This is a genomic window from Exiguobacterium sp. BRG2 (genome assembly GCF_031844245.1).
GTDB lineage: Bacteria > Bacillota > Bacilli > Exiguobacteriales > Exiguobacteriaceae > Exiguobacterium_A.
Map to the genome: position 1 here is coordinate 1 of NZ_JAUZUW010000009.1, position 25,601 is coordinate 25,601.

A 25,601-nucleotide genomic window follows, 5' to 3' on the forward strand; every position below is an offset into this window, starting at 1 on the left:
AAGGAAAAGCGAAGGTGAAGCGTGAGCTCGGCTTCATCCTCATGGCCGTAAATTTAAGAAAATGGCTCATCCAAAGCGTTGCCCGAAGGGCAACTTGACGCGAGACAATGAAAAAAGAAGGAATTGCACATCCTGAGTGATGGCAATTCCTTCTTCTCGTTAAATTCAGCTAGTTATGTCCCAGCCTCTTTTTGATGCCTCTATCAATGATGATGACCGCTACTTCCGCCAGCTGGTTTTGCTCCACCTTGTAAGATTTTTAAATCTTCTTTCAATAACTCACCGACGATGAACTGCCGTGTTGGCATGATCATCGTACCTTCACTGCTTGCATGCGCTTTGACATAATACAAACCGGATTTCGGTAGTGCCTTCGCAATCGTATAGACACCTGGCTTTGTCTCCTCTGCCGGTTCCATACTATAGCGGACTGTTCCGTCCGCTTTCCAGATTTCGAAGTGAACATAATCGACTTTTTGAAGCGGTTTGGCTTCACACCAGACCGTCGCTTCGAACGTCTGCTTTTTCTTCGCGTCCGGTTGTACGTCTGTCGGGACATTCATTTTGATCGATAATGGTTTAGATACGACACACTGTTCTGTCGCAGTGATACGATCTGCTTTCGGTATGACTTCATATACGATTGATACAGGACGTTTTCGATTCGTGACTTAAATAGATAGATCGATCCTGTCACGACAAGCATAACGAGGAACGGTGCAAAAATGATACCAGCTTGAACTCCCCTCACCTTCGCTTTGATTAGAGGTGGTGAATTCCTGAGTGATCCGACCTATTGGTCGAAACTTGATCAGGCTAACCCCGTCGTCCCGACGGTTGAAGAAGCTAGGATACGTTCGGCTTCTTGTTTAAGATTCAGTCCTGCGTTCACATCACGGTCGTGGTGGACACCACAACTCGGGCATGTCCATTCACGCAAGGCAAGATGTTTCACGTCTTTGTGTTGATGACCGCAACTCGAGCACAGTTGGCTAGATGCGAAGGTCTTCCCAACCTTCACGACAGTCTTTCCGTACCATCCTGCCTTATACTCCAGCATGCGGAAGAACGCTGACCAACTGACCTCGGAGATGGACTTGCTCAACCTGCGGTTCTTCTGCATGTTTTTCACCTGCAAGGTCTCGATTCCGATAACGTCGTGGTTTTTGACGATCTCGGTGGATACCTTGTGCAGGAAGTCGGTGCGCTTGTTGGCGATCTTTTCATGGATGCGGGCGACCTTTCGTTTCTGCTTCTGGTAGTTCCTTGCCTCGGACAGCTTAACTTTCTTAGCCAAGGCGATGCGCTGACGTCGAGAGAGCTTGCATTGCTCGCGTGCCAGCTTTTTCTCCAGCGTTCGGAAGTAACGGGCGTTTTGGTAGATCATGCCGTCCGACAGGATGGCAAAGTTCTTCAACCCGACATCGACGCCGATGGATGAACCCGTCTTCGGCAGTTCATGGATGTCCTGTTCAACGAGCAGGGAGACGAAGTATTTTCCTGAAGCGTTACGTCGGATTGTGGCGTTCAAGATTCGTCCTTCTACCTGCTTCGAGTTTGCGAAACGGACCCACTTCAGCTTTGGGAGTTTAAGCATGTTGCCTACAATCGAGACTTCCGGAAGTTGAGACTTACCTTGGATGTTCGTCTTATAGGATTGGACAGGGTTGCGCTTCGACTTGAAGCGTGGTCGTTCGTTCTGCTTCTTGAAGAAACGGTCATATGCATCTGCCAGATGTTTGATGCTCGTTTGTACGGACGTACTATCAATTTCTTTCAACCAGTCAAACTCTTGTTTTAACAACGGAAGTTCTTTCGAACAAGAGCCGTAAGAAAGCCCTTTTCCGGTCTCTTTGTAAGTCTCTTCCCACTTCGATAAGAAATAGTTGAAGACGAAGCGCGAACAGCCGATCGTCTTAGAAATCATGATTTTCTGCTCTTTCGTCGGGTATAGTCTGAACTTGTACGCACGATGCTTCAACATGATGTGTACCTCCTTTCCAGATGATATACCCGAAAGGGAGGTTGGAGATTCATCTCGCACTTTTACTGAGGCTTCATCCTCATCGTTTAGAAGTGGGAGTATTCTCGCCTAGTTTAGATAAAAGTGCCACCGCCAAATCGTCCGATACACTTTGTTAGATGACGTCGTGACTTGTTTCTCTTCCGTCATCGTTTGCGGTTGATTCATGACATTACCTCGGTTCTCTAAAATATTCATATGACATCATGAAAGTGAGATCGCTCATCGCTCGCTCACCTTTACATGATTAATGATGATGTCCGTGTCCACCACTTGTCGACACGTTCGACTGAAAACTTGCTTGTGCGTCTTTGAAATCCGCGTCAGATACCTTGCCGACGCGAACGAGCGTTTTTGGCGTATAAACGGCTTGACCTGAGTGCACCATGCCGTTGACGACATAGATCCCCGCCTGCTTGAACGGGATACTACTGACATAGTGCCCTTTCCGATGTGTCGTCTCGAATGTTTCCGTTTCCTCACTGCCGTATGGTGTCACCTGAACATGAACTTCATCGACATTATCAGGATGTTCGATCTCGACAGACACCGTCGTATTAGCAGGTTCCTCCATTTTTTCCGGCGCATACAATCCGACTTTCATCGCGACCGGAGCCGCTTTCGTCTCGAACTGACAGCCCGCTAATAACACGGCACTCCCGATTATGACCGTCGTAACGATTCGTCTCATGCCGCCACCTCCTCTTCCCCTGTCCGGCGACGGAACAGAATGAAATCAAGAATCAAGATCGCAAAGACGGAAAGCGCTGCGAGTGGCATCGTCAGACTGATCAGGACGATAAGCAGTGCGACGATTCGTTTGACACGCTGGTCGACGGCACGTTTTGGTGCCGATAATTGACCCGCACCATTCCGGCGTTTCCACCATAAAACGAACGAACTAACAACGATGAAGATCAAACCGAGACATAGTGCGAGTCCAACGAGTTGATTCAATAGACCGAAAAGACGTCCTTCGTGGAACCCGATTCCCATCGAGATGGCTTTTGCCATGAAGCCATAATCGGCAAACGTGACGTTCGACAAGACATTGCCTGAGTACTGATCGACGTTCATCGTTTTTTCCTTCAGCGGCTCACTATGTAAGGAAGAGAGTGTGTAAACCCCTTGTTCTCCTTGTGGCAAGCTGATTTGGTAAGGACGCTCCATACCAAGTTGTTTTGCTTGTGTTGCGATGTCCGTCACTGACAACGAGATCGGTTTTGCCGGTCCAGAAGTCGGGACGACATCGTTTTGTGTTGCCCATGGAATATCTTGTGCGATATCCTTCGTGACGATTTGCGATTGCATCGTCTCATCTGGACCAAATGCATACTGCGGGAAGTTCGAGTTCGTTTTCGTCGCAGCCGTGTTGATCCATTCACCTGCTACACCAGACCAAGCTAGTCCAGAACCGATGATGATCAGAAGACCAATCGTTGACCAGACAGCAACTGATCCATGCAGTCCCTTCCAGAAGTTACGTGATCCTTTCGACTTCTTGAATGAAGGGAGAAACACGCGTTTAAAGCTCCCTTGTTCCCCACGCGGCCAAAATAGATATGTACCTGTGATCAATAAGATAATCGCCCAGCTAGCTGCCAGTTCAACAAGCAGGTTCCCGACTTTCCCCGCGAACAGTTCTCCGTGAATCGTCTTGATGAAGCCAAGAGGTCCATCTCCCATCCGTTGTCCCGTCACTTCTGCTGTGTACGGATCAACATAGGCGTATCCAGCTTTTTCCCCAACTTGAATTCCCATCCGTGTCGTCCGGTCCGCGTCTTCGAATTGACCGATCGACGTGATCGTCGCTTTCGGATACGCATCCTTGACCGCATCCATCTGTTTCTCAAGCGTGACGGGTTTACCTGTTTCTTGTGTGAAAATCATATCACCATATAAGGCATCTTCAATTTGCGGTTTAAAGAGATAAATCGATCCTGTGACAGCTAAAATAATAAAGATGGGTGCAAAAATAATTCCTGCATAAAAATGCCACCGCCACATCGATTGATACCAGCTCTGCCGCTTTCTTTTGGCTTGTTGTTCTTCTTTCATCGTGATCCCCCTTGACCCCAGTTAAATATGTCCACTCTGTGAACACCTCTTAGTATAAGAGTTTACAATCCAGTTTCAGATAACTACCTGTGACGATAAATTGCCAATCCAGTGTGTAAATCAGGTAGCTTTTAAGAAGTGATGTGCGTCATTTTTTGACAATGATTTCACTTTTTTTGCAGGTTACTTCTTATTTCAAAAAACTATCTATATTCATAAAATCAAACTTCATCAAAAAAGCGAATCCAGCAATGGATTCGCTCACGTAGTACCTATCGTTTAAATCGAAGAACTCTCTTCTACCGCATCCTTTTGACGGCGATGATGCACGATACCGATGACGGCAATACCGATCACAATGATCACGACAGAGCCGACGATCCCTGGATTCACCTGGAGCCAGTTCCATAGCTCCGACAACGTCACGGCTTCTCCGATCCGGACGATCAAAAAAGTCCAGAGTCCTGTATACACGCCTGCTGCTAAGAATGTCATTACTAAATAGCGCGGTAACGGATAACCGAGGAGTCCGGCGACATAATGAATCGGGTGTCTGACGCCGGGTAAGAAGAACGATAGTCCGATTGCCCATAATCCCCGTCGTTCAATGATCGTTTCTGCTCGTTCTAAGAAACGTGATTTCATCCAGCGTTTGACGAGCGGAATCTCACGGAAGAACCGAGCAAGTAGATAAAACCACGTAAAGGCGATGAAGAAGATCGGCCAAGCGGTCAGCCAGATGACGACCGGGTACATCCCCTCTCGTAATCGAAGTGCTGCAAAACTCATCATCAAGACATCGTCCGACAATGGGGTGAACATGATTCCGCCAGCCAGGCGGACGAGTGCCATGATATCCATCACGTATCCCTACTTTCTATTTCTCTCTATTTTCAGTATCCCCGATTTTTCTGAAGTTGAGCCCTATCCATTTCTTAAGTTCTTCTTTAGCTGTACTTTTTTGAGCAAAATAAATCGTCATCGATTTCGGAAAGCCTGTTACGTCATATGAATGGATTCAGCCCCTTTTCATAAAAAATCCTTTTCCCACATCGAGAAAAAAGGGTTTCCTCCATCCATTCGAGAAGGGGTGTAGCGTACATCTGAACGCTCATCTGATAGGAGGAATTTCCATGCTACATCGCCGGAAGACCTATACGATTCGTCCCGAACGCCTAGAAGAATTCACTGAGTTTTTCCATACCTATTTGTACCCGCTTCAAGTCAGTCATGGTGCCCGTCTTGTTGGGCGCTGGGTGACGGAGGCAGAAGATGAAGTCATCGCTATCTGGGAATACCGCGACCGTGAACATTACGAACAAGTCGATCGTGATGTCCGCAACAGTGCCTTACGTCGCGAAGCGATGAAGAAGCGCGCGCGCCTCGGCAAAAACCTCTATATCAAATCCTATGAAGATTTCATGACGTCGACTGGTACGTATGCTCCCCCTCGCGCGATCGTCAGCGTGACCGCGTACATCACGAACGATGCCGATGAAGTCTTGCTCGTCCGCAACCTCCACCGGGGTGATACGTATGAGATGCCGGGTGGACAAGTCGAAAATCACGAGTCGATTATTGACGCGATCAAACGGGAAGTTAAAGAAGAGACCGGTGTCGATGTCACGATTGACGGGATTACCGGTATCTATCAAAATGTCTCAAGTCATGTCCTTTGTGTCTGCTTCCGCGGAAAAGCGGTTGGCGGTGAACTTGCGACACAAGAAGGTGAAACGACGGATGTCGGCTTCTTCCCGCTGACACGTGACTCGCTGAGTGAATACATCAAACGGGAGCATTTCCAGTTACGGACGCTTGACGCGATGGATCCGCACTACTTCCCGCATGCCTTATATAAAGTCAGACCGTATGAGTTGATCAGCCGGTATGACGGCAATGCAACATCATCTTCACGATAAAACAAAAAATCCCCTTGCAGATTTTTCGCCGCAAGGGGATTTTTTCGGTTACGTTGTCAATCGAGCAGTGATTCCGGCATCATCGGTAACATAGACAGCATCTGCTTGATCTGTAACGGTATAAGCAGAAGACTTTAATGTCTCGATGGCTGCTTGAAGCGTCGCTTGATCCGGATAACGCAGCGTCCAGTAGACAAGTCCGACCGCATCTTCCGGATTCGTCGGTGCGTTGACTCCCGACCAGACGTTCAGACCGATATGATGATGGTAGCCGCCGGCAGCGACGAACAACGCACGCATCCGCGAAGCGTCAGCCGCAACCTCAAAGCCGAGCGTGTCGACATAAAAGGCCCGCGCCGCTTCGAGTGTCTTGACGTGGAAATGGACATGTCCCATGACCGTATCGCTTGGCATGCCGTACCAGTCTTCTTCTCCCGCTTCGACGAGCATGCTTTGCCAATCGACGGGATCCGTCGTCATCTTGACGTCTCCGTTTGCTTCGTACGTCCAGGTCTCACGTGGACGATCGGCATAAATCTCGATCCCGTTCCCGTCTGGATCCGACAGATAAAACGCTTCACTGACGAGATGGTCACCTTGACCAATCTCGATTCCTTGTTCGATCAAATTCCGGATAACGAAGCCGAGTTCTTTTCGGTTCGGTAGCAAAATCGCAAAATGATATAACCCGGCAACCGAGTTCGGTGGGAAACGGCGGGCATTCGGGTGGACTTCAAGTTCAACGAGTGGTGTATCTTGTGCACCAAGCACCGTCAACTGATCGGTTTGCGTCAGCACGCGTAATCCGAGTGACGTTGTATAAAATGAAATCGAACGATCGAGGTCCGTGATTCGCAAGCGAACGGGACCGAGTGTGATTTGTGGATGAATCGACATGGTGTTTCCTCCTTCAATGAAATAGCTCGTACCCCTATTATTACGCGAAAGCGATCGAAGCGGAAGTAGGCACGAATAAGTGGTATAGTATCCTAAACGATACCATGAAGGAGGAAGACTGATGGAAGAGACACCAAGCTGTCGGGTCGAAACAGCACTCGAAATCTTGACCGGAAAATGGAAGCCGTCGATTTTACTCGTCTTGATCACACACGGAACGCTTCGCTTCAGTGAATTGAAACGACAATTGCCGAACATTACGCAAAAAATGCTGACGGCTCAACTGCGTGAACTTGAACTGAACGACATCGTTCATCGCGAGATTTATCAGGAAGTCCCGCCACGCGTTGAGTATTCTCTAACGGACTATGGACGGACACTTATCCCCGTTCTTGACGCCATCAATGCATGGGGCGAACAACACGTCATCCATCTCGAAAATAAAGACAAACTTACGTCTACTTCACAATGAGAAGTCCATTCCGATGCGATTTCTCATTTTTCATGGAAAAACCTGTCTATTATCACGTATACTGACGTAATAGACTTCTGTTTTTGGAAAGGAATGAGTTCCTATGCATCAACTTCATGCGATCGAGCAACTCGTTGCTCGACTCAAACAAGATCCTGCAGTCGAAGCCATCTTCTTGAAAGGATCCTTCGGGCGGGGAGAAGAAGATGTTCATTCAGACATCGATTTGTACTGTCTCGTCTCGGAAGAACGTCAAACAAAATTCTTATCGCGTCGTTTGTCCCATCTTTCTACTTATCGTTCAATCATCTGGAAAGATGAGATCGACATCATCGCACCACAAATGATCGTCGTCTATGATGATCTCCTACATATCGATTTATTCACGGTGACGCTCGATTCGCTGAACCACAAGGATCAATTGCGCGTCTTGTATGATCCACAAGAACAGTTGACGGACTTTACCGATACATGTGACTTAACACTTTCTGCTCAAGAAGCGACCGATGAAGCAATCGATGCTGTCTGGTTCTTGTTCCAATATAAAAAAGCAGCAGCACGGGGAAATGACTTATGGGCAGTCGAGATGCTCCGTAGCGCTTTGATTAAGTTCGCAAAAGTATTACTCCATCATCATGTTCCTGAACGAGCGCAACTCGGATTAAAGACGATTCCGACGACATTGCCAGACCATCCACGCTTTGCGCTTGAAGCAATCTATGACGTTTTGACACCCGCAACGCACGCTGAAGCGGCTCAACGTTATCTAGCGTGTCTAGAGACTGAACGGAACGCACTCGACCAGACGCTTGCCGCTCATCCAGAGACGCTCGCTTTACTCGATCGATTAACGCCTGAACTCTCGATCCAACAATCAGGACGGTAACAAGAAGGGGCTGACTCAAAAATCAGTTTCCACAAAGATAAGGGTGGCAGAATGATGATCTGCCACCCTTATCTCGTAACAAAAAGAATGACGCGTTTCACGCCACTCCTACAGGAAAAGCGCATTTATGCGCTGTGAGAGACAAACAAGACCCGCTTTCCTGCTTAAATGAAGCAGGAAAACTGGCTTGTGTCTCGCCTGAGGAAAGGGCGTGAAAAGACGCGTCATTCTTTTATTGAGTCTCTTCTATGGTCACTCATTACTGTGTCAATTGAATCTCTTTTGATTGTCCACCTGCCCAGCCAAAGCCAGACGAGACTTCAAGCATCGGATTTTTCACCTGTTTCGGTAATTCGAAGACGATGTTGCCAGTTTTCTTGATATTCGGGTTGATCGTCTCTAAGAAGAAGCCCATTCCGTCTTCATTCGCATAAAGATCAAGCTCCGTATCGGCTGAGTATTCCGTATCGCCGACGTTAACTTTAAACATGTTGCTGTCGACGAACCGTTCTTCCTTGTCTCCATTTAGAATCGTCAACCCGATGACTAAGAATTGTCCTGACGTTTTCTTTTCGCCGAGGACGTTCGACAACGAATCGACCATCTTGACGTCATTGACGACATACGTCAGTTTCCCGACCTTCACCTGATCGTTGATGCCATAGGTTTTCTTGACCGGCTTCGCCGCTGCTTTTGCTTTCACGGGTTTTGCTTCTGATTTGACTGCTTCTTGTTCGACCTCTACTTTTTTCTCCGGTGCTCCTTGTTCTTCGTCATCTCCTAGATTTCCAAGGATGACTGCTCCGATTACGATGATTCCTGCCCACTTCAATCCTTTTTTCATGTTACTTCCTCCTTTTAATGTGGCTGACTCACGTCTGATAGCCCTAGTATAGGAAGAAGCAACCCCTTATCCTTTACACTTTTTTTACCAGGTTATTTTTTGTTTATGGTTCGATAAAAAGATTGACAAAAATAAAAGAGAACGCTGATTTCAGCGCCCTCCTCTCCTTATTCTCCTTTGACCCGGATGACGATTTTTCCTTTCGCATGCCCTTCTTCGCCATAATCGTGCGCTTCCTTGATGTGGTCGAGATCAAAGATTCGATCGACGACAGGCTGCAATTCGCCTCGCTCGACGGCTTTAGCGATATGCCGCAAACGCTCACCGGTCGGTTGCATGAAGACATACGCAGAACGGGCATTGTGTTGTTTCGCTTGCTCTTCATCGGGTGGTGTGGAAATCGAAACAAGCATGCCATTTGGTTTCAGCATCTGATAGAGCTCCCCTTGCTTGTCTCCGCCCATCGTATCGAATACAAAATCGACGTCCCGGACACGGTCGGCTGGATTTTCTTGTTTGTAGTCGATGACTTCGTCGGCTCCAAGCGATTTTACCCAGTCGACATTTTTCGTACTTGTTGACGTGATGACGTACAACCCGTTCGCTTTCGCAAGTTGGATCGCAACCGTTCCGACGCCCCCTGATCCGGCACCAATAAAGATCCGATCACCTGGCTTCGCATCCATCACTTCGAACATGACCTGCCACGCTGTATGCGAGACGAGCGGAAGGGACGCTGCTTCTGCGAAACTGAGCGATTCTGGTTTTTTCACAACTAAATGCGCATCAACTGCGACATACTCCGCATAGGTCCCTTGACGAGCGATTTCTGGACGACTGAAGACGGCGTCCCCGACTTGAAGATCCGAGACGTTTTCTCCGACTTCCTGAATCACTCCTGCAACGTCCCAACCGATAACGAGCGGCATTTCGTAGCTCAGCATCTGACGCAAGTACCCCTCTCGTAACTTCCAGTCGACCGGATTTACGCTCGCGGCATAGACTTCAATTAAAACATCATCTGGTCCGATGACCGGCTTTTCCAGTTCTCCGATCTTAAATTGTTCCGATCCACCATACTGTTCAATGTAAGCTGCTTTCATCCGTTGACTCCTCCTTCGATAATCATTCCCTATCTTCTTCCCCGTCCGTTCCACCAACAAACAGTCTGAGGATAGACAACAGCTCCTCACTGATCAATGAGGAGCTGTTTCGTTAACGATTCGTTTGCTGAAGGGTGGACGCCGTCTCGTTCAAGGCATGAATCGCCTGTTGCAGTTCCATGATCTGTCCGACTTGATGACGTGTCAGACCTGATAATGACTCACTTTGCGCGAGCAAGGCATTCATGAACGTGTCGAGTTGACTGGTTGCTGTCGTGATAGCAGTAAGACTACTTGTCATCGTCGCGAACTGAGTCTGCGCCGACTGGATCGAACCAACGACTTCCGTTGTATCCGTCTCAATCGTCTGTAGCGCCAATTGACTCTCTGCCATCCGTTCTTCTTGTTCACGTAGCAGTGTTGTGCTCGCATGAATCGAGTTTCCGGTTTGCGTAACGTCCTGCTCAACACGTTCGATGATCGAATTGATTTCCTTCGACGCTTCTGCCGTCTGTGATGATAGATTACGAATTTCTTGCGCAACGACCGTAAAACCTTTTCCGAACTCGCCCGCACGAGCCGCTTCGATCGACGCGTTAAGACTAAGCAGGTTCGTTTGCGTCGCAATCGCATTAATAGTCGACGTGATAGCGACGATTTCCTGGAAACGCCCAGCAAGCTGTCCGAACGACGTGACCGACTCATCCATGCTCGTCGTTAATTGGTGCAGGGATTGTCCAGCAAGACCGATCGTCTGTCTGCTTTGTTCAGCTGTCGTCCGTGATGAGGAGCTTCGCTTGAGGGCACGGTCGACCGATACCGTCACTTCCTCCATCCGATTGACTTGTTGTTCGTTCAATTGACGGATTTCACGAATCGCTTGAACGCTACCTGCTGCTTCACTTGCTAACTGTTGCATCGCTAAATCGACCTGACTGAACGAATCCTTCGCCGCGTCGACCGTTTCACTCATTTCTTCTGTGAACGTCGTCACTTCCGTTGCGGTTGCTGCCGTTTGTTTCAGGGCAATTTGTGATGTTGTTGCGTATGCTTCCGACCGTTCTTGTTCTTTTCGGACGGTTAGCATGATGTTCCGTCCAAAAACAGCAACGAAGACAGCCGCTGAGAAAATCATCAAGTAAATGACGTACGCGACGATCAAATCGAACGTATTCGTAAAGACAATCGTTCCAAGCACTGTGAATACTGCCATTTCAACCAATCCAAGGATTCCGGCGAGAATGACCAGACGCGGAATCAAATAGACGATTGAAATCGTCAAATAAAGGTAAGCAATCGTCCAGATACTTGGGGACGGTAATGTCGTCAAAACCAAGGCGAGGACGAGATACGTTAATGTCACTTGAACATATTTCCCGCTCGGACGATGTCCGAGGAGGCGGTTGCCGACAAGCAACGCGACCGTCAAGATCAGACCACCGACTAAAAATTGATAAAACACACTGATCGGAACGTAATTCATTTGGGCAAATAAGAAAATCAATGGGTGCGCAATCGTAATCAACGTTGCAATCAGGCGGGACAAAATCTTTGTACTTTGTTGCTCGAGGGCAGATACCATCTTGTTCAAACTCCTTCATCATAGTAAAGTCATACAATTGTTCATCGGCAGAATGAATTCAATCGTTAAGTTCCTCGGATGACTTTTTTTCTTGACGCTTTCTTAAAGCCAGGAGTACGTTTAACGTAGACTTTTTTCAGAAAAGAGGATTCCTATGCTCTATGTACTCGTAGGTCTCGCAGGTATTCTCGGTGCCTTTGCACGTTATGGACTCGGACTGCTGATTGGCGACTTTACAGTCGGTCCTTTCCCGTGGCCCACGCTTGCGATCAACTTGATCGGTAGCTTTCTGCTCGGCTATGCGACACATTTTTTATTTCGAACGAAACTCTTGCATCAATATGCGATCACTGCCATCGGAACGGGCTTCATCGGCTCATTCACGACATTTTCGACATTCAGCGTCGAGACTGTGACCTTATTTAACGAACGTCATCTAGCGGATGCGTTCCTCTACGTACTCGTCAGCCTGTTCGGCGGTCTATTCCTGTCTTATCTCGGTTACGCGCTTGGGACAAGACGACTGCGTCACGTGACGAAAGGACGTGAGTGAATGGAATTACTCGCCCTTGCCATCGGTGCTTTTTGTGGTGCTATCAGTCGTTTTGCTGTCAGTCAATGGATCAAGAGGATATGGAAACATGAATTTCCACTAGCCACATTCCTGATTAATGTATTTGGCTCGTTTTTACTCGGACTCGTCATCGGATCGCATCTTGATACGACCTGGACGTTACTGCTTGGTACCGGCTTTCTCGGATCGTTTACGACGTTCTCGACGTTCAAGATTGAAACGTTACAGCTCTTACAAGATGGAAACCGAAAAGTACTCGCCTTCTACTTGATATGCAGTTATGGATTCGGAATCCTCGCTGCCTTTTTCGGTATCACCTTGACCGCTTGATTGAAAAAAGAGGCGATGGAAAAATCCATCGCCTCTTACATGTAATTTTAGTCATTCATCCAGAACAGACCGACCGTCTCTGCTCCGGCATGTGTCCCAATTGCCGGTCCGAACGTGCCTTCAAGAATCGTCAGATCCGGGAATTTCGCTGCGACCTGCTGACGCAGTTCCGCTGCCATTTCTGGTGCCATCGTCGTCGCGACATAAATCCGGTTCTTATAGAACGTGTGTTGACGCATCGACTCATCGATTTGTTTGACCATCTCGATGTAAGCTTTCTTAAGAGAACGTGCTTTTTTGAACGGTACGACTTTTCCCGCTTCATCCGTCGTGATGATCGGTTTGATGCTGAGTAAGTTCGCAAGGAACAGGTCTCCTGACGAGACACGTCCACCGCGACGCATCGTCTCCATATTACCGACGATCATATAAAAATGGGTCTTTTTTGCCAATGCTTGTAACGCCGCAACGATTTCTTCGACCGATTTCCCCTGCGCCTCAAGTTCCATTCCGTAACGAATGAATTCCTGTTGGTTTTCGAACGCGGTATGGGAATCGATGATATGAACCGGGAAGCTTGCCGCTTCCGCTGCTGATGCTGAGCTTTGAACGGTACTTGATAATCCATTCGTACAATGTACTGCAATCGCGCAGTCATATCCTTCTTCTTTTAGCCGTTCGTATGTCCCGACGAACTCACCAAAGATCGGTTGTGAAGTTTTTGCAATCAGCTTTTTGTCCGCATCCAGGGCACGAAACAGACGCTCGACCGTAATGGCATTCTCTTGATACGTCGTATCACCAAGTAAAATTTGAATCGGCACGACATTGACGCCGATCGCTTCCGCCTCTTCCTTCGTGAAATAGGCCATACTATCGGTCACCCATGCAATTTTAGTCATTTTCCTTAGCCTCCGTTAGATTCTTCTTGCTCTATCCTACCATATACAGGAGTGGAAATCGCAAGATACCTCATGACATCATCTGAAAATGAAACGATGTACGCTTATGATAGTGCTCACCGGCACGCAAGACAACGGAAGGGAAATCTGGTTGATTGATCGCATCCGGCAGCCCTTGTGTCTCAAAACAGATACCCAGGTACGGCGTTGCCCGTCTTCCACAAATCGTGAACTCGCCTGACAAGTGATTGGCCGTGTAGACGACGACCCCCGGTTGGTCGGTTACGACCCGTAACCGCCGCCCGCTGATTGGTTCGTCAAGAACGATCTCCCCACCTTCTCTAAGCAGGAAGGGATGATCCACCCCGCTACCCGCTTGACGAAGTTGTTCGTCTGGTGCGTGTGTGACTTCATGTAGAAAACGGGCATCGAGAAAATCAAAAACGGTGTCTGTTACCGGGAGAATGTCACCGGTCGGTACGGCATCTTTCGTCAACGGAATATAAAAAGGGGCGTCCATTCGCAGGACATGCTGTTCGATTGTCGTCTTCGCCTCACCTGTCAAATTGAAGTACGTATGATTCGTCGGACTGAACGGTGTCGAGGCCGTCGTCTCCGCTTCATAATGAACATGCAGGACGTTCTCGTCTGTCCATTCGAAGGTCAACTCAAACGACAAGTGACCTGGATAGCCGTTCTCTCCATTCGGACTATCTAATCGTAGGACGAGTCGGTCATCGTTGATTTCGTGCGTGAACATCCGGTTCGCCCAATTCTCGCTTCCCCCGTGAAGATGATGCTCGCCTTCATTTTGTTCAAGTACATACGTCATTCCTTCGAGCGCGAACGCTCCGTTCGCGATTCGTCCTCCGACACGTCCGATCGTTGCGCCTAAATGGTGTGGATCATCCTGGTATTCTGACAGGTCATCAAATGCGAGTACGACGTTTTCAATCATCCCTTGCTGATCTGGAACCCGTATCGCAAGAATTTTTGCGCCTCGGTTCAAGATATCGACACTATGTCCATGAACATTCTCTAACGTGAACCGTAACAAGTACTGATCTTCTAGTTGACCCACTTCTGTTGTCGTAATCATCATCTGCTTCCTCCTGTACAATACGTTTTGCTGTTTTCCTATTTACCCTTGAAGCAACACAAAAAAACAACAGTAGCAAAGTGCCACTGTCGTCAAGGCGATGGAAAAGGTAGTCGGACTTCGATTCGTGTTCCTTGATGGATAATGGAATAGACGTGTAGTGACGCAGCCGGACCATATGTCACCTCCAGTGCGCGTCGAATCAAGAACAGATTCGAATCACCTGATTCTTTTTGATCCAGTTGTTGCATCACAGCAAACGGCATTCCTTGCCCATTGTCTGCGACTTCGATGACCCAATCCGTCGTCGACTTAAAGGCGCGGACATCAATCCGGTGATGCCGTCCTGCCTTTACGAACGCGTGACGTAGTGCATTATCGACAAGCTGTGTCACGAGGAACGGGAAAACGAAGTATTCCTCAACGGAAGTCTCGATGTCGAGATCGACCGTGATATCAGCGGACGTCAATTGATTCGGACGGCGGCGTGTACCTTCGAGCGATAGATAAGCTTTTAGCGTCGCTAGTTCCTCACGCAGTGGATGTTCATCATGCCGCGTCGCTGTCGTCAAAAGTTGAAGCAACGCATTCAATTGATGTTTTACAGGAGTTCCGGGATCGGCTGTCCGCTGAATTTCTTCGATGATGCCTTTGAGATAACTGACGTGTAACATAGGTTTCATCTTTCTACCGCTTAATCGGAGCAACTGCTCTTCTCGGTGCATGTGCAACTCTCGTGCTAATAAACGGACAAGTTGTTCCGTCATTCGCTCGACCGTATCGTCAAATAGATCTTTCGAGAAATAACAGATGACACCCGCCTTTTGACCGTTGATGCGCATTGGATGAAAGCTTAGAATCTGTCCCGTCAGTTCATCTTCCTGCCGGACGGGTTCTTCTGCCTCAATCCATTGTTGTTCCTCACGTCTCGGTTGTTCGCCACAGACAGCAGGTTGCTGTTCCGTCATATCAATGACGACTTCCGTCGCTCCGAGCAAGACGACACGTTGCATTTTCGTTTCCTTTAATAATGTCACTCCGATTTGTCGGGCGACTTCTGACGTCAACCCTTGCTTTCGTAAGGGTTGCAACGCTTGTAATAACCGATCAGAACGCTCCGTTTGTCGGACGAAGAGATCACCTTCGAGTCGAAGTTGCGTTCGTAAAATCATGATAAACAGTACGACACCACATGTGTTCGCGAACAATAATGGAAACACCGCATGACTGATTAAATCAAGCGCCTGCGTCGTGTCTGGAGCCAGCAACAACGTGATTCCACTTTCAAAGAACAATGCGACGAAGACGATGCCGACTGGTGGAATCAAGGCATAGTCATCCCGTAAGCGCCAACGTTTCCGGTACCATCCACTCACGAACCCAGCTATCATCGCAATGATCCAACCGGCTTCTGCCCCTAGAGAACCGAGTAAATAGCGGTGCAACCCGACTAGACATCCTGTGATCCCACCGACGATTGGTCCACCGATCAGACCACTCGTCACGATGACTGCTAAACGTGTATCAAGTAATAAAGCATCCTTTTTGACGGATAACCCGAGTAACGGATCAATCGTTGTATCATTCGAAAGCACGATTCCCGCATAGTTCATTAAAATACCAGATGATACGAATGCTAAAAGAAGTGGTACATTCATCCCGCGGTCCATCTTGAATATGTATCGAGAAATGCGCCACTGGGACAATAGAAAGGCTAACAGTGCTAACATACCTAAACGACTCAGTAAGAATGGAATCTGATCAAGCACGGAATACCTCCTCGTTTCATAGGACGCGAATCGACAATACGGTAGTTGTAGATTACATTCCCGCTCACTCCACCATTCTCCTATCATGACCGCTGAAAGTTCACACAATCCGCAAGTTCTTGATTTTTTGACTGATGTGATATAAAAAAATCGGCTCCTCGATGAGGAACCGACCATCTTATCCTTCTGCTTCTACTTGTTCAGCTGGATGCAACCAAATCTTGACGCGATTGATTTGATAGTTCTCCATCTCCGTTACTTCAACCGAAAAATCTGGTGTATCGATGTGCTCACCGGGTTGAAGATCAATGTTGTGCATCTGAATCCAGCCGCCGATCGTATCCACATCCTCGACGTTCGTAAATCGAATGTTGAAACGTTCTTCTAAATCCACGAGTAATACAGTACCGTCCAGTAAAAATTCGTCGGATTTGATTTGTTCGATTTCTTCGACTTCATCTGCATCGAATTCATCACGGATTTCGCCGACGATTTCTTCGAGTAAGTCTTCCATCGAGACGAGTCCTGCTGTTCCACCATATTCATCGACGACGAGTACGAGATGTGTCCGGGTCCGTTTCATCTTCCGCAATGTGTCCTGAAGTGATGTTACTTCGGAGACGACCGGTAGTTCCTTGACGTAATGTGTCACCGGATGTTCGTTCCCGTTCGCAAAATCCGTCAAGACTTCCTTGACGTTGACGTATCCAAGAATCCGGTCTTTATCGTTCTCTTCTGTGACCGGATAACGCGTATACGGATTGTCCATGAAGATTTCCATCAGTTCGTTCTTCGTCAAACGTTCCGAGATCGTCTCCATCCGCATCCGTGGAACCATTAAGTCTTTGACAATATGCTCGTCAAAGGCGAAGACGTTCTGCATGAGAGCAAGTTCTGTCTGATTGATTTCACCACTTTGGAAACTTTGCGCCATGATGATTTTCAATTCATCTTCTGAGTGGGCTTGTTCATGTCCTGCTGGTTTGACACCGAACAGACCAAGGAACAGGCGTGCTGAACCGTTGAGTAACCAGATGAACGGATACATGATCTTCCCGAACACATACAGCGGACGAGCAAATAACAATGTCATGCGTTCTGCATACTGAATCGCGAGTGTCTTCGGAGCAAGTTCGCCGATGACGACGTGTAAGAACGTTACGGATACAAATGCGATACCAAACGACAAGAGTGTCGAAACAGCAGCAGAGATCCCGAAGTCATCGAAGACCGGATGCAAGATCTTTTCGACTGTCGGTTCTCCAAGTGCCCCGAGACCAAGTGCCGTGACGGTAATACCGAGCTGACAGGCAGACAAGTAATAATCAAGATCACCGGCGATTTTTTTCGCAAGGACCGCACTTTTATTGCCTTCCTGGATCATCTGATCCAAACGCGACATCCGCACTTTGACGACAGCGAATTCCGATCCGACGAAGAACGCCGTCAACACGATCAACAACACCACTAAAAATAAATTGATGAATAATATAGTATCCAAAATCCCCTAAACAGGGGTCACCTCCATTGTTTTGTATTAAAGCTGTGCAATCAAGGAAGCAATCAATGTCAGACGCCGGGACAGTTCTAAGCGGATCGCTTGTTTTTCGACGTCCGTCGAATGTAACAAACGCTGCTCGAGTCCTTCAACCGTCGCCTGAAGTTGTTTCACTTCCTGATAAATCGTCTCCCCTGTTTTTTGTTCCCGTTCCGTAAAAGAAGCAAGAATCTCTTGCAGGGAAAGCCGTTGAGACTTCAAATATTCAATCTTTTCGATTTGATGAATGACCGATTCGTCATACAGACGGTAGCCAGACGCAGTACGCTCTGGTGTTAACAGACCGAGTGATGTGTAATAATCGATCGTTCGTTTTGATAAGCCGGTGGTCTCCGCGACCTGACCGATTCGAAGTAACGCCTTCCCAAAAGATTCTCACCCCCTTTTCATAGCTAGTTCTTTTATCTTATCATGTCAAAACCATACAGTAAAACGTCGCGCTTATTATAAAAATTATGTTTTTAAATGTAATACGAGTAATACACGTAATACTGTTTTATTTGTATTACACGTGGTATTATATATAGTACAAAAGATAAAATTGATCGATTCTCTTAATCGAATTCGCTAAGTTGTCATATCTTTTGTAGCGGTTTTTTAGGAGGAAAAGGGGAAAAAAGTGGAGATGCAGAGCAGAGGAGAAAGAGGAGAAATAAGGAATTCAAGAAAGGAGATGTACATGTGGTCATGGTAATTGAAGAGCATCAACAAGAGGTTGTTGTCCGTAAAGTAGGTAACTCTAAAGGGTTAACCTTACCGAAAGCTTCTTCAGCAGAAGTTGGTGACAAGTTTTTCATAATTCAAAAAGCAGACGGAACACTCATTTTAAAACCGGTCAGACGTCCAAAACGGATTAAAAATGTTTTTGCTGACCTTGACTACAGTGCATACTCTGATCTTGAAGAGGAGATTGTTCCATTTGTAGGAAAAGAAGCAGATTAAAAACATTTAGAGAGGACTCTTAATTAATGGTAAAAAAACAAACAACTTCTGTCGCAAGACCTTTAACTGGGCAAATTGGCTACATCGATTTTGATCCTAGTTCAGGAAAAGAAATACAAAAAAGACGACCAGCGCTCGTCATTAGTACTGATGATTTTAACAAAACCGGTTTTTGTATGGTGTGTCCAATCACACATACTGAAAAAAGCCTTTTTGTAGAGTTACCTTCCAATCTAAAAGTCGATGGATATGTAAATGTGATTCAAGCTTCTACAATCGATTGGCGTTCTAGAGATTGGGAATTTTCTGATAATTGCCCAGAAGAAGTTGTTGAAGAAGTTCAAGAAATTGTAGCTGCTTCCATTTTTGGCGATTGTTCAATTACTCGTCTAAACTAAAAAAGGCAATACATTCATTCCTTGTTACTCAAAAGGAATGAATGTATTGCTTTTTTATTATCTTGATTTCAGACTGTCCACTACAGTACTTCTATCAAATCATCATTTTTTGAAAACGAGCCGACGATCGACCGTTCCAGTAATTCGACGACATCATACGTGGCGACTGCTTCATCCACTTCCTTCGCCTTCGTACCGTCACTAAGCATCGTCAAACAGTACGGACATGCTGACCCGATGACGGATGGTTGGACGGTCAACAATTGTTCCGTCCGCGCGACGTTGACACGTGCACCAACTTTTTCTTCTTGCCACATCATGCCGCCACCAGCACCACAACACATGCCTTTTTCACGGTTACGTTCTGTCTCGACGAGAGTGATGCCTGGAATCTTCTCGAGAATATAACGCGGTGCGTCGTAAATATCATTGTATCGACCGAGGTAACACGAATCGTGATAAACGACACGCTCCTTGACTTCATGGAGCGGTGTAATGCGTTTCTCATCAATCAGACGAGCGAGCAATTCGGTATGGTGATAGACTTCGACATCCAGACTGAGTCCGAAGTCTGGGTACTCATTTTTGAATGTATTGTAGGCATGCGGATCAATCGTGACGATCTTTTTGACGCCATACTTCTCAAATGATTTGATATTTGCTTCCGCGAGTTCTTGGAACAAGACTTCGTTACCGATTCGACGTGGTGTATCGCCTGAGTTCTTCTCATCGTTTCCGAGAATCGCAAACGAGATATCTGCCTCGTTCAGAATACGGGCAAACGCCATCGCGATTTTTTGACTCCGGTTATCGTACGATCCCATCGCCCCGACCCAGAACAGGTACTCGAACTCTTCGCCTGCTTTCTTCTTTTCTTTCGCTGTCGGAACGACGAGTTCATCACGGTTTTTCCGCCAGTTTTCGCGCTCTTTTCGGTTCATCCCCCATGGATTACCTTGACGTTCGATGTTTGCCATCGTCCGCTGCATTTCCGGATCCATCTTGCCTTCCATCATGACGAGATGGCGACGAAGGTCGATGATTTTATCAACATGTTCGTTCATGACCGGACACTGATCCTCACAGTTTCGGCACGTCGTACACGCCCAAATTTCTTCTTCCGTAATGACGTTCCCAATCAATGAATCCGGGACGATATCCATCTGCCCGGCTGCAGCGAGCGAGGCAATCTGATTTCCTTGCGATCCTTCGAACGCAAAAGCAGGTGCCCATGGTGAACGTTGTGTGATGGCTGCCGTTTTCATATTAAGATGGTCCCGTAATTTAACGATCAAATCCATCGGTGACAACATCTTCCCAGTTCCGCTTGCTGGGCACATGTTCGTACAGCGACCGCACTCGACGCAGGCATATAGATCAACGAGTTGCTTTTGATTGAAATCTTCAATCCGATTGACCCCGAAGCTGAATTCCGCTTCGTCGTCTTCTGCTTCTTCCATGACGGATAGATCAATCGGTGCCAAACGACCAACCTTCGATGTCCGACCGAGCCAGACGTTTGCTGTACCGGCAATCAAGTGCGCATGCTTACCTTGTGGGATGTAGACCATGAAGCTAAGTAAGAACAAAAGATGCGCCCACCAGAAGAAGACGAATAATCCGAAAGCGACCGATTCCGGTACCCAGCCGAATAAGAACGCAATGCTTGAAGCGACGGGTTCACCGAGCGTCGAGTGGTTCTCATAGACAAGGAAGAATCCATTTCCGAAGAGGACGGCAACCATCAAGCCACCGATGAAGATCAAGGCAAGACCTGCTAAAAAATTTCGCTTCAGACGGACGAGCTTCTCGACATACCGGCGATAAAAACCCCAGACGACGGCAATCAAGATGACGAGCATGACGATTTCTTGAAAGAATGTAAAAAATGGATAAAGTGGACCGAGCGGGACATGCGGAAAACGCTGACCGACGGCAAGTCCTTTCCAGATAAAATCAATTGCTCCGAATTGAACGAGTAAGAATCCATAGAACATCATGACGTGGATTGCGCCACTTTTCTTATCTTTTAATAGTTTCTTTTGACCAAAGACGTTAACTAAAACTGCGTCTAGTCGTTCTTTATTCGTCAGCGTCCATTCCGCTTTTTTCCCCCGTTTAATGGCGGCATAACGACTTTTGACAAGTGATGTGAACAGATAGCCTGCATAACCGATGACGAGTAGGAAGGCAATCCAGTTGATGATTAAAAATGTATTCATGTTCGAACAAACCCCTTTCCCCCTAAAGCAGTTGTGTTGAAATGAGTATAGCATATAATGAATGACTATTCATTCATAAATTTTTAAATAAATTCTCTTTCGATTGATTGGCTCAATATGATTTAAAAAATGAGTTGAATCTATTAAAAGTAAATTGTCACGTGCGATTGTTCGATAGACATGCTTAGCAAGATTTCCTTCGTCTAATAGGACATTCTAAGCAAAAAGAACGGATACATTCCTTCATAAGGATGATCCGTTCTTTTTGCTTACCACTTCATCTCTTCAAACATATAATAACCTTTGTGTTGTTCTGTTAAGTATGTATATAACGGATGACGGACATCCTCACTTGTGATGTATTCCGTTAGCTCCCTTTGATTGATCCACTTCGTCTCGCTAATTTCTTCATCAGGATCATTCGGATCGAGTACTCCGCTCACCTCGCAATCAAAATAAGTGACGAGACTGTGCGCTTGATAAGTTGGCATGAAGTTCTCCGTCAAGAAGGCAAACGACGATGATGTGACTGCCAAGCCAGTCTCTTCAGCAACCTCACGACGAAGTGCTTGCTCGAGTGTCTCCCCAGCTTCAATCTGTCCACCGGGTAAGCTCCACCGATTGTCCTGACCCGATTGATTGTTGACAATGAGCAGTTGATCGCCCTTCCGGATGATCGCGACGATGATTCGATAGAGTGGATACATGACGCTTCCTCCTAAAAAGACCACCTTGTCTAAAACAAGATGGTCCACTGATTGTTTATTCTAGACCGAGCGACTGTGGCAGACGGACTGCACGTGCGAAGGCATTTTTATAATCCTTTTTTGCGACTAACTTTTCGACTTCACGGATCGCTGGATGCTGTTCGTCTGCAAACGCACCCAGGATCGTCAAGTAACGCTCATATACTTGATCGTCTTCCTGACGTGCTTTCAAAAGCGCTGTATACAGCATGACGGTATCTTCACCGTATAAGACAGGTAATTCTTCATTGATTAAAAGTAGCGTATCGATTGACTCCGGATCGACCTTCGGATTGTATTCCGTGATGACCTGCTCTGCGAGTCCTTCGAGTTGATCACGCCATTCGTTGTAGCGCGGCTCATCGTTCTCGAGCCACTCGAACCATTCCTCTTCCAACATCTGTTCCATTTGACGTACTGTTTGTTCAAATGCCATTCGTCTCACTCCGTTTCCAAGTTAAATCAATCGTATACGTACCGACTGCTTGTCCATTCATTTTTAATGTATAGCGAAACTTCATCTGCTGCGGTTTCATCTCAATCGTCTCCGTGTCTGTCTCCATCAACATTTGACCGAACTGACTGCCATACTGGCTTTTTGTCGTCTCTTTTAAAATGAAAACATGATGCATCGCAACAGGACCTTTGCGATTCAGGGCGATCTGGTCTTTTGACCATTTGATCGTCGTATCAATCGGTTGTTCATCCGGTTGAACGAATTTCACGGCAAAACCGTCCTTTGTTTCGAACAACGTGCCGTCCGCCTCAAGTTCGACCGATTCACGCATCGGACCATCTTCAATCGTCGTCACCTGTCGTAATGACACCGAGTACTTTACTGGTTTCACTTCTATCACCTCATCGTTTAGCGTACACGATTTTTTCGTCTGATGCACCTTCTGCTTACATGCAACAAAAAAAACGGATCCGATGTACATCGAATCCGTTCCAGATTGTAGACAAATGGACTGACTCAAAAAATGACGCACCTTTTCACGCCCTTTCCTCAGGCGAGACACAAGCCAGTTTTCCCGCTCCATTCGAGCAGGAAAACGGGTCTTGTTTGTCTCTGACAGCGCAAAATTGCGCTTTTTCCTGTAGGAGTGGCGTGTAACGTGTCATTTTCTTTATACCCGGAAGGAGAATCAGAAAAGCGTTTTGTTCACTCGACATCGCTTCCTAGGGAAAAACAAGCAAGAGCGACCCTGCAGCGAAGCGAAGCGGCGCGATGCTTGTCCCAGGAAAACGATGCGAGACGAACAAAAAAAGCGCAATCCTTCTCGTTAGAGAACAATTGCACTTATCTTCAGTCTCAAACAGATTCGATGTACTTCGAATCCGTTCAAAACATATTAGCGAACACGGTACAGACGAGCTTCGAATGGACGAAGTTCCAGTTCTGTTCCTTCGTGGTGCATCGTCGCATAGTTGCCAAGCAACATATTATCCGAATGCAAGATGATATCCGTATCGATTTCTGCTGTTTCGCCTTTTAAGTTCGTAACGATCAAGAACTGTTCGTCACCAAGCGTCCGTGTATAGGCATAGACTTTCGTATCTTCCGGTAAGATGAGATCATACGCACCATAAATCAATGTCTCTTCCATCTTACGGATTTGAATCATTCGTTTATAGAAGTTCAAAATCGAGTCTTCGTCTTGTTCTTGTGACGCGACATTGATGTCCGCGTAGTTCGGGTTAACACCGAACCATGGGGATTGATTCGAGAAGCCACCATTTTGCTCGTTCGTCCATTGCATCGGTGTACGTGAGTTATCGCGGGACGAGTTCCAGATGACTTCCATGATTTCCTCATGTGTCTTCCCGGAAGCGAGTTGCATCTCATACATGTTTTTCGTCGCGACGTCATCATAATCCGCGATGTCCGGGAACTGAACGTTCGTCATCCCGATTTCCTGACCTTGATAGATGAACGGTGTGCCTTGCATGAAGAAATACATCATCGCAAGCGACTTCGCGCTCTCTTTCCAGTACTGTTCCTCGTCACCCCAAAGGGAGACCGAACGAACCTTATCGTGGTTTTCGAGGTACAACGCATTCCAACCGGTCGCTTCAAGTCCTTTTTGCCACTTCGTCAGCACTTGTTTCAGTTTGACGACGTCGACGCCTTTTTCCGCGTCGGCACGCCAGAGATCCATGTGTTCGAACTGGAAGACCATGTTCATCTTGCCGTTCTCTTCTCCGACCCATAGATCTGCTTCTTCCGGCGAGACGCCGTTTGCTTCTCCGACAGTCATGATGTCGTATTTCGAGAATGTCTCATCCTTTAGCTCTTCAAGATACGCATGGATACCTTCGACGTTCATATGCATATCGAATGAAGGGACATACGGCATACCGAGCGGGTTCGGGAGATCGGCGAAGGATTGATCCTTGTTGATGTGACTGATCGCATCGATTCGGAAACCATCGATGCCTTTATCGAGCCACCAGTTGATCATTGTATAGACCGCTTGACGCATATCGCGGTTTTGCCAGTTCAAGTCTGGCTGACGACGGGAGAAGACGTGCAGGAAGTATTGCTCAGTCTTCTCGTCATATTCCCATGCTGATCCACCGAAGATACTTTCCCAGTTGTTCGGTTCTCCTCCATTGATCGCATCTTTCCAGATGTACCAATCGCGTTTCTCGTTGTCTTTTGACGAACGCGATTCAAGGAACCATGGATGTTCATCAGATGTGTGGTTGACGACGAGATCAAGTAACACTTTGATGTCTCGTTTATGCGCTTCTTCCATTAAGAGATCGAAGTCTGCCATTGTTCCGAACTCATCCATAATGTCTTCATAGTCACTGATATCATATCCGTTATCATCGTTCGGTGACTTGAACATCGGACAAATCCACAAAACGTCGACGCCAAGATCCTTCAAGTAATCCAGTTTTGCGATGATACCCGGAATATCGCCGATTCCATCGTTATTTGCGTCATAAAAGCTGCGTGGATAGATTTGGTATGCTACTGCTTCTTTCCACCAAGCTCGTGTAATTGTTTGTTGGGCCGTCTCAGGGCGCGGTATCATTTGTGTCATGTGTTAGAAATCCTCTCGTAGGTGAGTCATTAGTAGGAGTTAGGTATATTTGTTCGTCCTTCATTTTGTTTTGCGCAACCGATTGCGCAAACCCTTTACTTTTATCTTATCAAATCCACTTTTAAAGTCAATGTCTCGAGGATGATTTCACCATTTCACATCAATGGGGATCACTCTTCGTTTACATCGAATATTTCAGTTGAATTTACATTACATTTACTGAA

The 25,601-nt window shown here is 46.9% G+C and carries 27 protein-coding genes; 7 read left to right on the top strand and 20 right to left on the bottom strand.

All coding sequences use genetic code 11. From position 1 onward, the window contains the following. Window positions 1–203: 203 nt before the first annotated feature. The 6 genes from Q9R23_RS11735 to Q9R23_RS11760 form a co-directional block, all read right to left on the bottom strand. Window positions 204–629 (bottom strand): FixH family protein, encoded by a 426-nt coding sequence (locus Q9R23_RS11735; protein ID WP_311247169.1) that lies wholly within the window; start codon window positions 627–629, stop codon window positions 204–206. Continuing rightward, the gene (locus Q9R23_RS11740; protein WP_311247170.1) at window positions 560–706 is read right to left on the bottom strand and encodes a hypothetical protein; all 147 of its coding nucleotides are present in this window, start codon (window positions 704–706) and stop codon (window positions 560–562) included. The genes Q9R23_RS11735 and Q9R23_RS11740 overlap by 70 nt, the downstream gene beginning before the upstream one ends. A gap of 105 nt (window positions 707–811) precedes the next feature. After that, on the bottom strand, window positions 812–1,984 hold the full coding sequence (gene tnpB, locus Q9R23_RS11745; RefSeq protein WP_290784731.1) for an IS200/IS605 family element RNA-guided endonuclease TnpB: 1,173 nt from the start codon (window positions 1,982–1,984) through the stop codon (window positions 812–814). Between the two features lie 286 nt (window positions 1,985–2,270). Beyond that, complete coding sequence (locus tag Q9R23_RS11750) at window positions 2,271–2,714, bottom strand: hypothetical protein (RefSeq protein WP_290757213.1); 444 nt, start codon at window positions 2,712–2,714, stop codon at window positions 2,271–2,273. Next, on the bottom strand, window positions 2,711–4,081 hold the full coding sequence (locus tag Q9R23_RS11755) for a PepSY-associated TM helix domain-containing protein (RefSeq protein ID WP_290757216.1): 1,371 nt from the start codon (window positions 4,079–4,081) through the stop codon (window positions 2,711–2,713). Before Q9R23_RS11755 ends, Q9R23_RS11750 begins: the two co-directional genes overlap by 4 nt. A 279-nt stretch (window positions 4,082–4,360) precedes the next feature. Continuing rightward, complete coding sequence (locus tag Q9R23_RS11760; RefSeq protein WP_311247097.1) at window positions 4,361–4,942, bottom strand: DedA family protein; 582 nt, start codon at window positions 4,940–4,942, stop codon at window positions 4,361–4,363. Window positions 4,943–5,214: 272 nt separating this feature from the next. On the opposite strand from Q9R23_RS11760, the gene Q9R23_RS11765 reads away from it, so the two are divergent. Beyond that, entirely contained in the window at window positions 5,215–6,000 is a 786-nt protein-coding gene (locus tag Q9R23_RS11765; RefSeq protein ID WP_214856180.1) for an NUDIX domain-containing protein, read from the top strand. Between the two features lie 48 nt (window positions 6,001–6,048). Here Q9R23_RS11765 and Q9R23_RS11770 read toward each other — a convergent pair whose 3' ends face one another. Next, window positions 6,049–6,897, bottom strand: a complete 849-nt coding sequence (locus Q9R23_RS11770; RefSeq protein ID WP_214856182.1) for a VOC family protein — start codon at window positions 6,895–6,897, stop codon at window positions 6,049–6,051. Window positions 6,898–7,018: 121 nt separating this feature from the next. On the opposite strand from Q9R23_RS11770, the gene Q9R23_RS11775 reads away from it, so the two are divergent. Beyond that, entirely contained in the window at window positions 7,019–7,369 is a 351-nt protein-coding gene (locus Q9R23_RS11775; protein WP_029343241.1) for a winged helix-turn-helix transcriptional regulator, read from the top strand. Window positions 7,370–7,472: 103 nt separating this feature from the next. Beyond that, window positions 7,473–8,255, top strand: coding sequence for a nucleotidyltransferase domain-containing protein (locus Q9R23_RS11780; protein ID WP_311247098.1), 783 nt, complete (start codon window positions 7,473–7,475; stop codon window positions 8,253–8,255). 259 nt (window positions 8,256–8,514) lie between these two features. Here the strand turns inward: Q9R23_RS11780 and Q9R23_RS11785 are convergent, their stop codons facing one another. From Q9R23_RS11785 to Q9R23_RS11795, 3 genes are all read right to left on the bottom strand, one after another. Then, window positions 8,515–9,099, bottom strand: a complete 585-nt coding sequence (locus Q9R23_RS11785; RefSeq protein WP_311247099.1) for a DUF4352 domain-containing protein — start codon at window positions 9,097–9,099, stop codon at window positions 8,515–8,517. Between the two features lie 167 nt (window positions 9,100–9,266). After that, the gene (locus Q9R23_RS11790) at window positions 9,267–10,202 is read right to left on the bottom strand and encodes an NADP-dependent oxidoreductase (protein ID WP_311247100.1); all 936 of its coding nucleotides are present in this window, start codon (window positions 10,200–10,202) and stop codon (window positions 9,267–9,269) included. A 112-nt stretch (window positions 10,203–10,314) separates the two neighbouring features. Continuing rightward, window positions 10,315–11,784 (bottom strand): methyl-accepting chemotaxis protein, encoded by a 1,470-nt coding sequence (locus Q9R23_RS11795; protein ID WP_214856190.1) that lies wholly within the window; start codon window positions 11,782–11,784, stop codon window positions 10,315–10,317. Between the two features lie 154 nt (window positions 11,785–11,938). Between Q9R23_RS11795 and crcB (Q9R23_RS11800) the strand changes: the two genes are divergently transcribed. Both crcB (Q9R23_RS11800) and crcB (Q9R23_RS11805) read left to right on the top strand, forming a co-directional pair. After that, window positions 11,939–12,337 (top strand): fluoride efflux transporter CrcB, encoded by a 399-nt coding sequence (gene crcB / locus Q9R23_RS11800; RefSeq protein ID WP_311247101.1) that lies wholly within the window; start codon window positions 11,939–11,941, stop codon window positions 12,335–12,337. Further along, window positions 12,338–12,688, top strand: coding sequence for a fluoride efflux transporter CrcB (gene crcB, locus Q9R23_RS11805; protein WP_311247102.1), 351 nt, complete (start codon window positions 12,338–12,340; stop codon window positions 12,686–12,688). A 47-nt stretch (window positions 12,689–12,735) separates the two neighbouring features. On the opposite strand, the gene Q9R23_RS11810 is transcribed toward crcB (Q9R23_RS11805), so the two are convergent. From Q9R23_RS11810 to Q9R23_RS11830, 5 genes are all read right to left on the bottom strand, one after another. Beyond that, window positions 12,736–13,590, bottom strand: coding sequence for a DegV family protein (locus Q9R23_RS11810; protein WP_311247103.1), 855 nt, complete (start codon window positions 13,588–13,590; stop codon window positions 12,736–12,738). 70 nt (window positions 13,591–13,660) lie between these two features. Next, window positions 13,661–14,692 carry an aldose epimerase family protein gene (locus Q9R23_RS11815; protein ID WP_251137968.1) on the bottom strand — a complete coding sequence of 344 codons (1,032 nt, stop codon included), beginning with the start codon at window positions 14,690–14,692 and terminating at the stop codon, window positions 13,661–13,663. Between the two features lie 89 nt (window positions 14,693–14,781). Further along, window positions 14,782–16,458 (bottom strand): LytS/YhcK type 5TM receptor domain-containing protein, encoded by a 1,677-nt coding sequence (locus Q9R23_RS11820; protein WP_311247104.1) that lies wholly within the window; start codon window positions 16,456–16,458, stop codon window positions 14,782–14,784. Between the two features lie 178 nt (window positions 16,459–16,636). Further along, window positions 16,637–17,959 (bottom strand): hemolysin family protein, encoded by a 1,323-nt coding sequence (locus Q9R23_RS11825; RefSeq protein ID WP_214856193.1) that lies wholly within the window; start codon window positions 17,957–17,959, stop codon window positions 16,637–16,639. Window positions 17,960–17,995: 36 nt separating this feature from the next. Then, on the bottom strand, window positions 17,996–18,364 hold the full coding sequence (locus tag Q9R23_RS11830) for a MerR family transcriptional regulator (protein WP_035399153.1): 369 nt from the start codon (window positions 18,362–18,364) through the stop codon (window positions 17,996–17,998). 333 nt (window positions 18,365–18,697) lie between these two features. Between Q9R23_RS11830 and Q9R23_RS11835 the strand changes: the two genes are divergently transcribed. Together Q9R23_RS11835 and Q9R23_RS11840 are read left to right on the top strand one after the other, a co-directional pair. Next, a complete protein-coding gene (locus Q9R23_RS11835) occupies window positions 18,698–18,958 on the top strand; it encodes an AbrB/MazE/SpoVT family DNA-binding domain-containing protein (protein ID WP_087681818.1) in 261 nt (86 codons plus the stop codon). A 26-nt stretch (window positions 18,959–18,984) separates the two neighbouring features. Further along, a complete protein-coding gene (locus Q9R23_RS11840; RefSeq protein ID WP_087681817.1) occupies window positions 18,985–19,356 on the top strand; it encodes a type II toxin-antitoxin system PemK/MazF family toxin in 372 nt (123 codons plus the stop codon). An 80-nt stretch (window positions 19,357–19,436) separates the two neighbouring features. Here Q9R23_RS11840 and Q9R23_RS11845 read toward each other — a convergent pair whose 3' ends face one another. The 5 genes from Q9R23_RS11845 to Q9R23_RS11865 all read right to left on the bottom strand — a co-directional run bounded on the left by Q9R23_RS11845 (window position 19,437) and on the right by Q9R23_RS11865 (window position 25,377). Then, a complete protein-coding gene (locus Q9R23_RS11845) occupies window positions 19,437–21,578 on the bottom strand; it encodes a (Fe-S)-binding protein (RefSeq protein ID WP_311247105.1) in 2,142 nt (713 codons plus the stop codon). Between the two features lie 269 nt (window positions 21,579–21,847). Further along, on the bottom strand, window positions 21,848–22,285 hold the full coding sequence (locus Q9R23_RS11850) for an NUDIX hydrolase (RefSeq protein ID WP_311247106.1): 438 nt from the start codon (window positions 22,283–22,285) through the stop codon (window positions 21,848–21,850). A 55-nt stretch (window positions 22,286–22,340) separates the two neighbouring features. Then, the gene (locus Q9R23_RS11855; protein ID WP_050677289.1) at window positions 22,341–22,760 is read right to left on the bottom strand and encodes a hypothetical protein; all 420 of its coding nucleotides are present in this window, start codon (window positions 22,758–22,760) and stop codon (window positions 22,341–22,343) included. Continuing rightward, on the bottom strand, window positions 22,750–23,172 hold the full coding sequence (locus Q9R23_RS11860; protein ID WP_231496909.1) for a YwiB family protein: 423 nt from the start codon (window positions 23,170–23,172) through the stop codon (window positions 22,750–22,752). The genes Q9R23_RS11855 and Q9R23_RS11860 overlap by 11 nt, the downstream gene beginning before the upstream one ends. A 504-nt stretch (window positions 23,173–23,676) precedes the next feature. Further along, complete coding sequence (locus tag Q9R23_RS11865; RefSeq protein WP_311247107.1) at window positions 23,677–25,377, bottom strand: glycoside hydrolase family 13 protein; 1,701 nt, start codon at window positions 25,375–25,377, stop codon at window positions 23,677–23,679. Window positions 25,378–25,601: the final 224 nt, after the last annotated feature.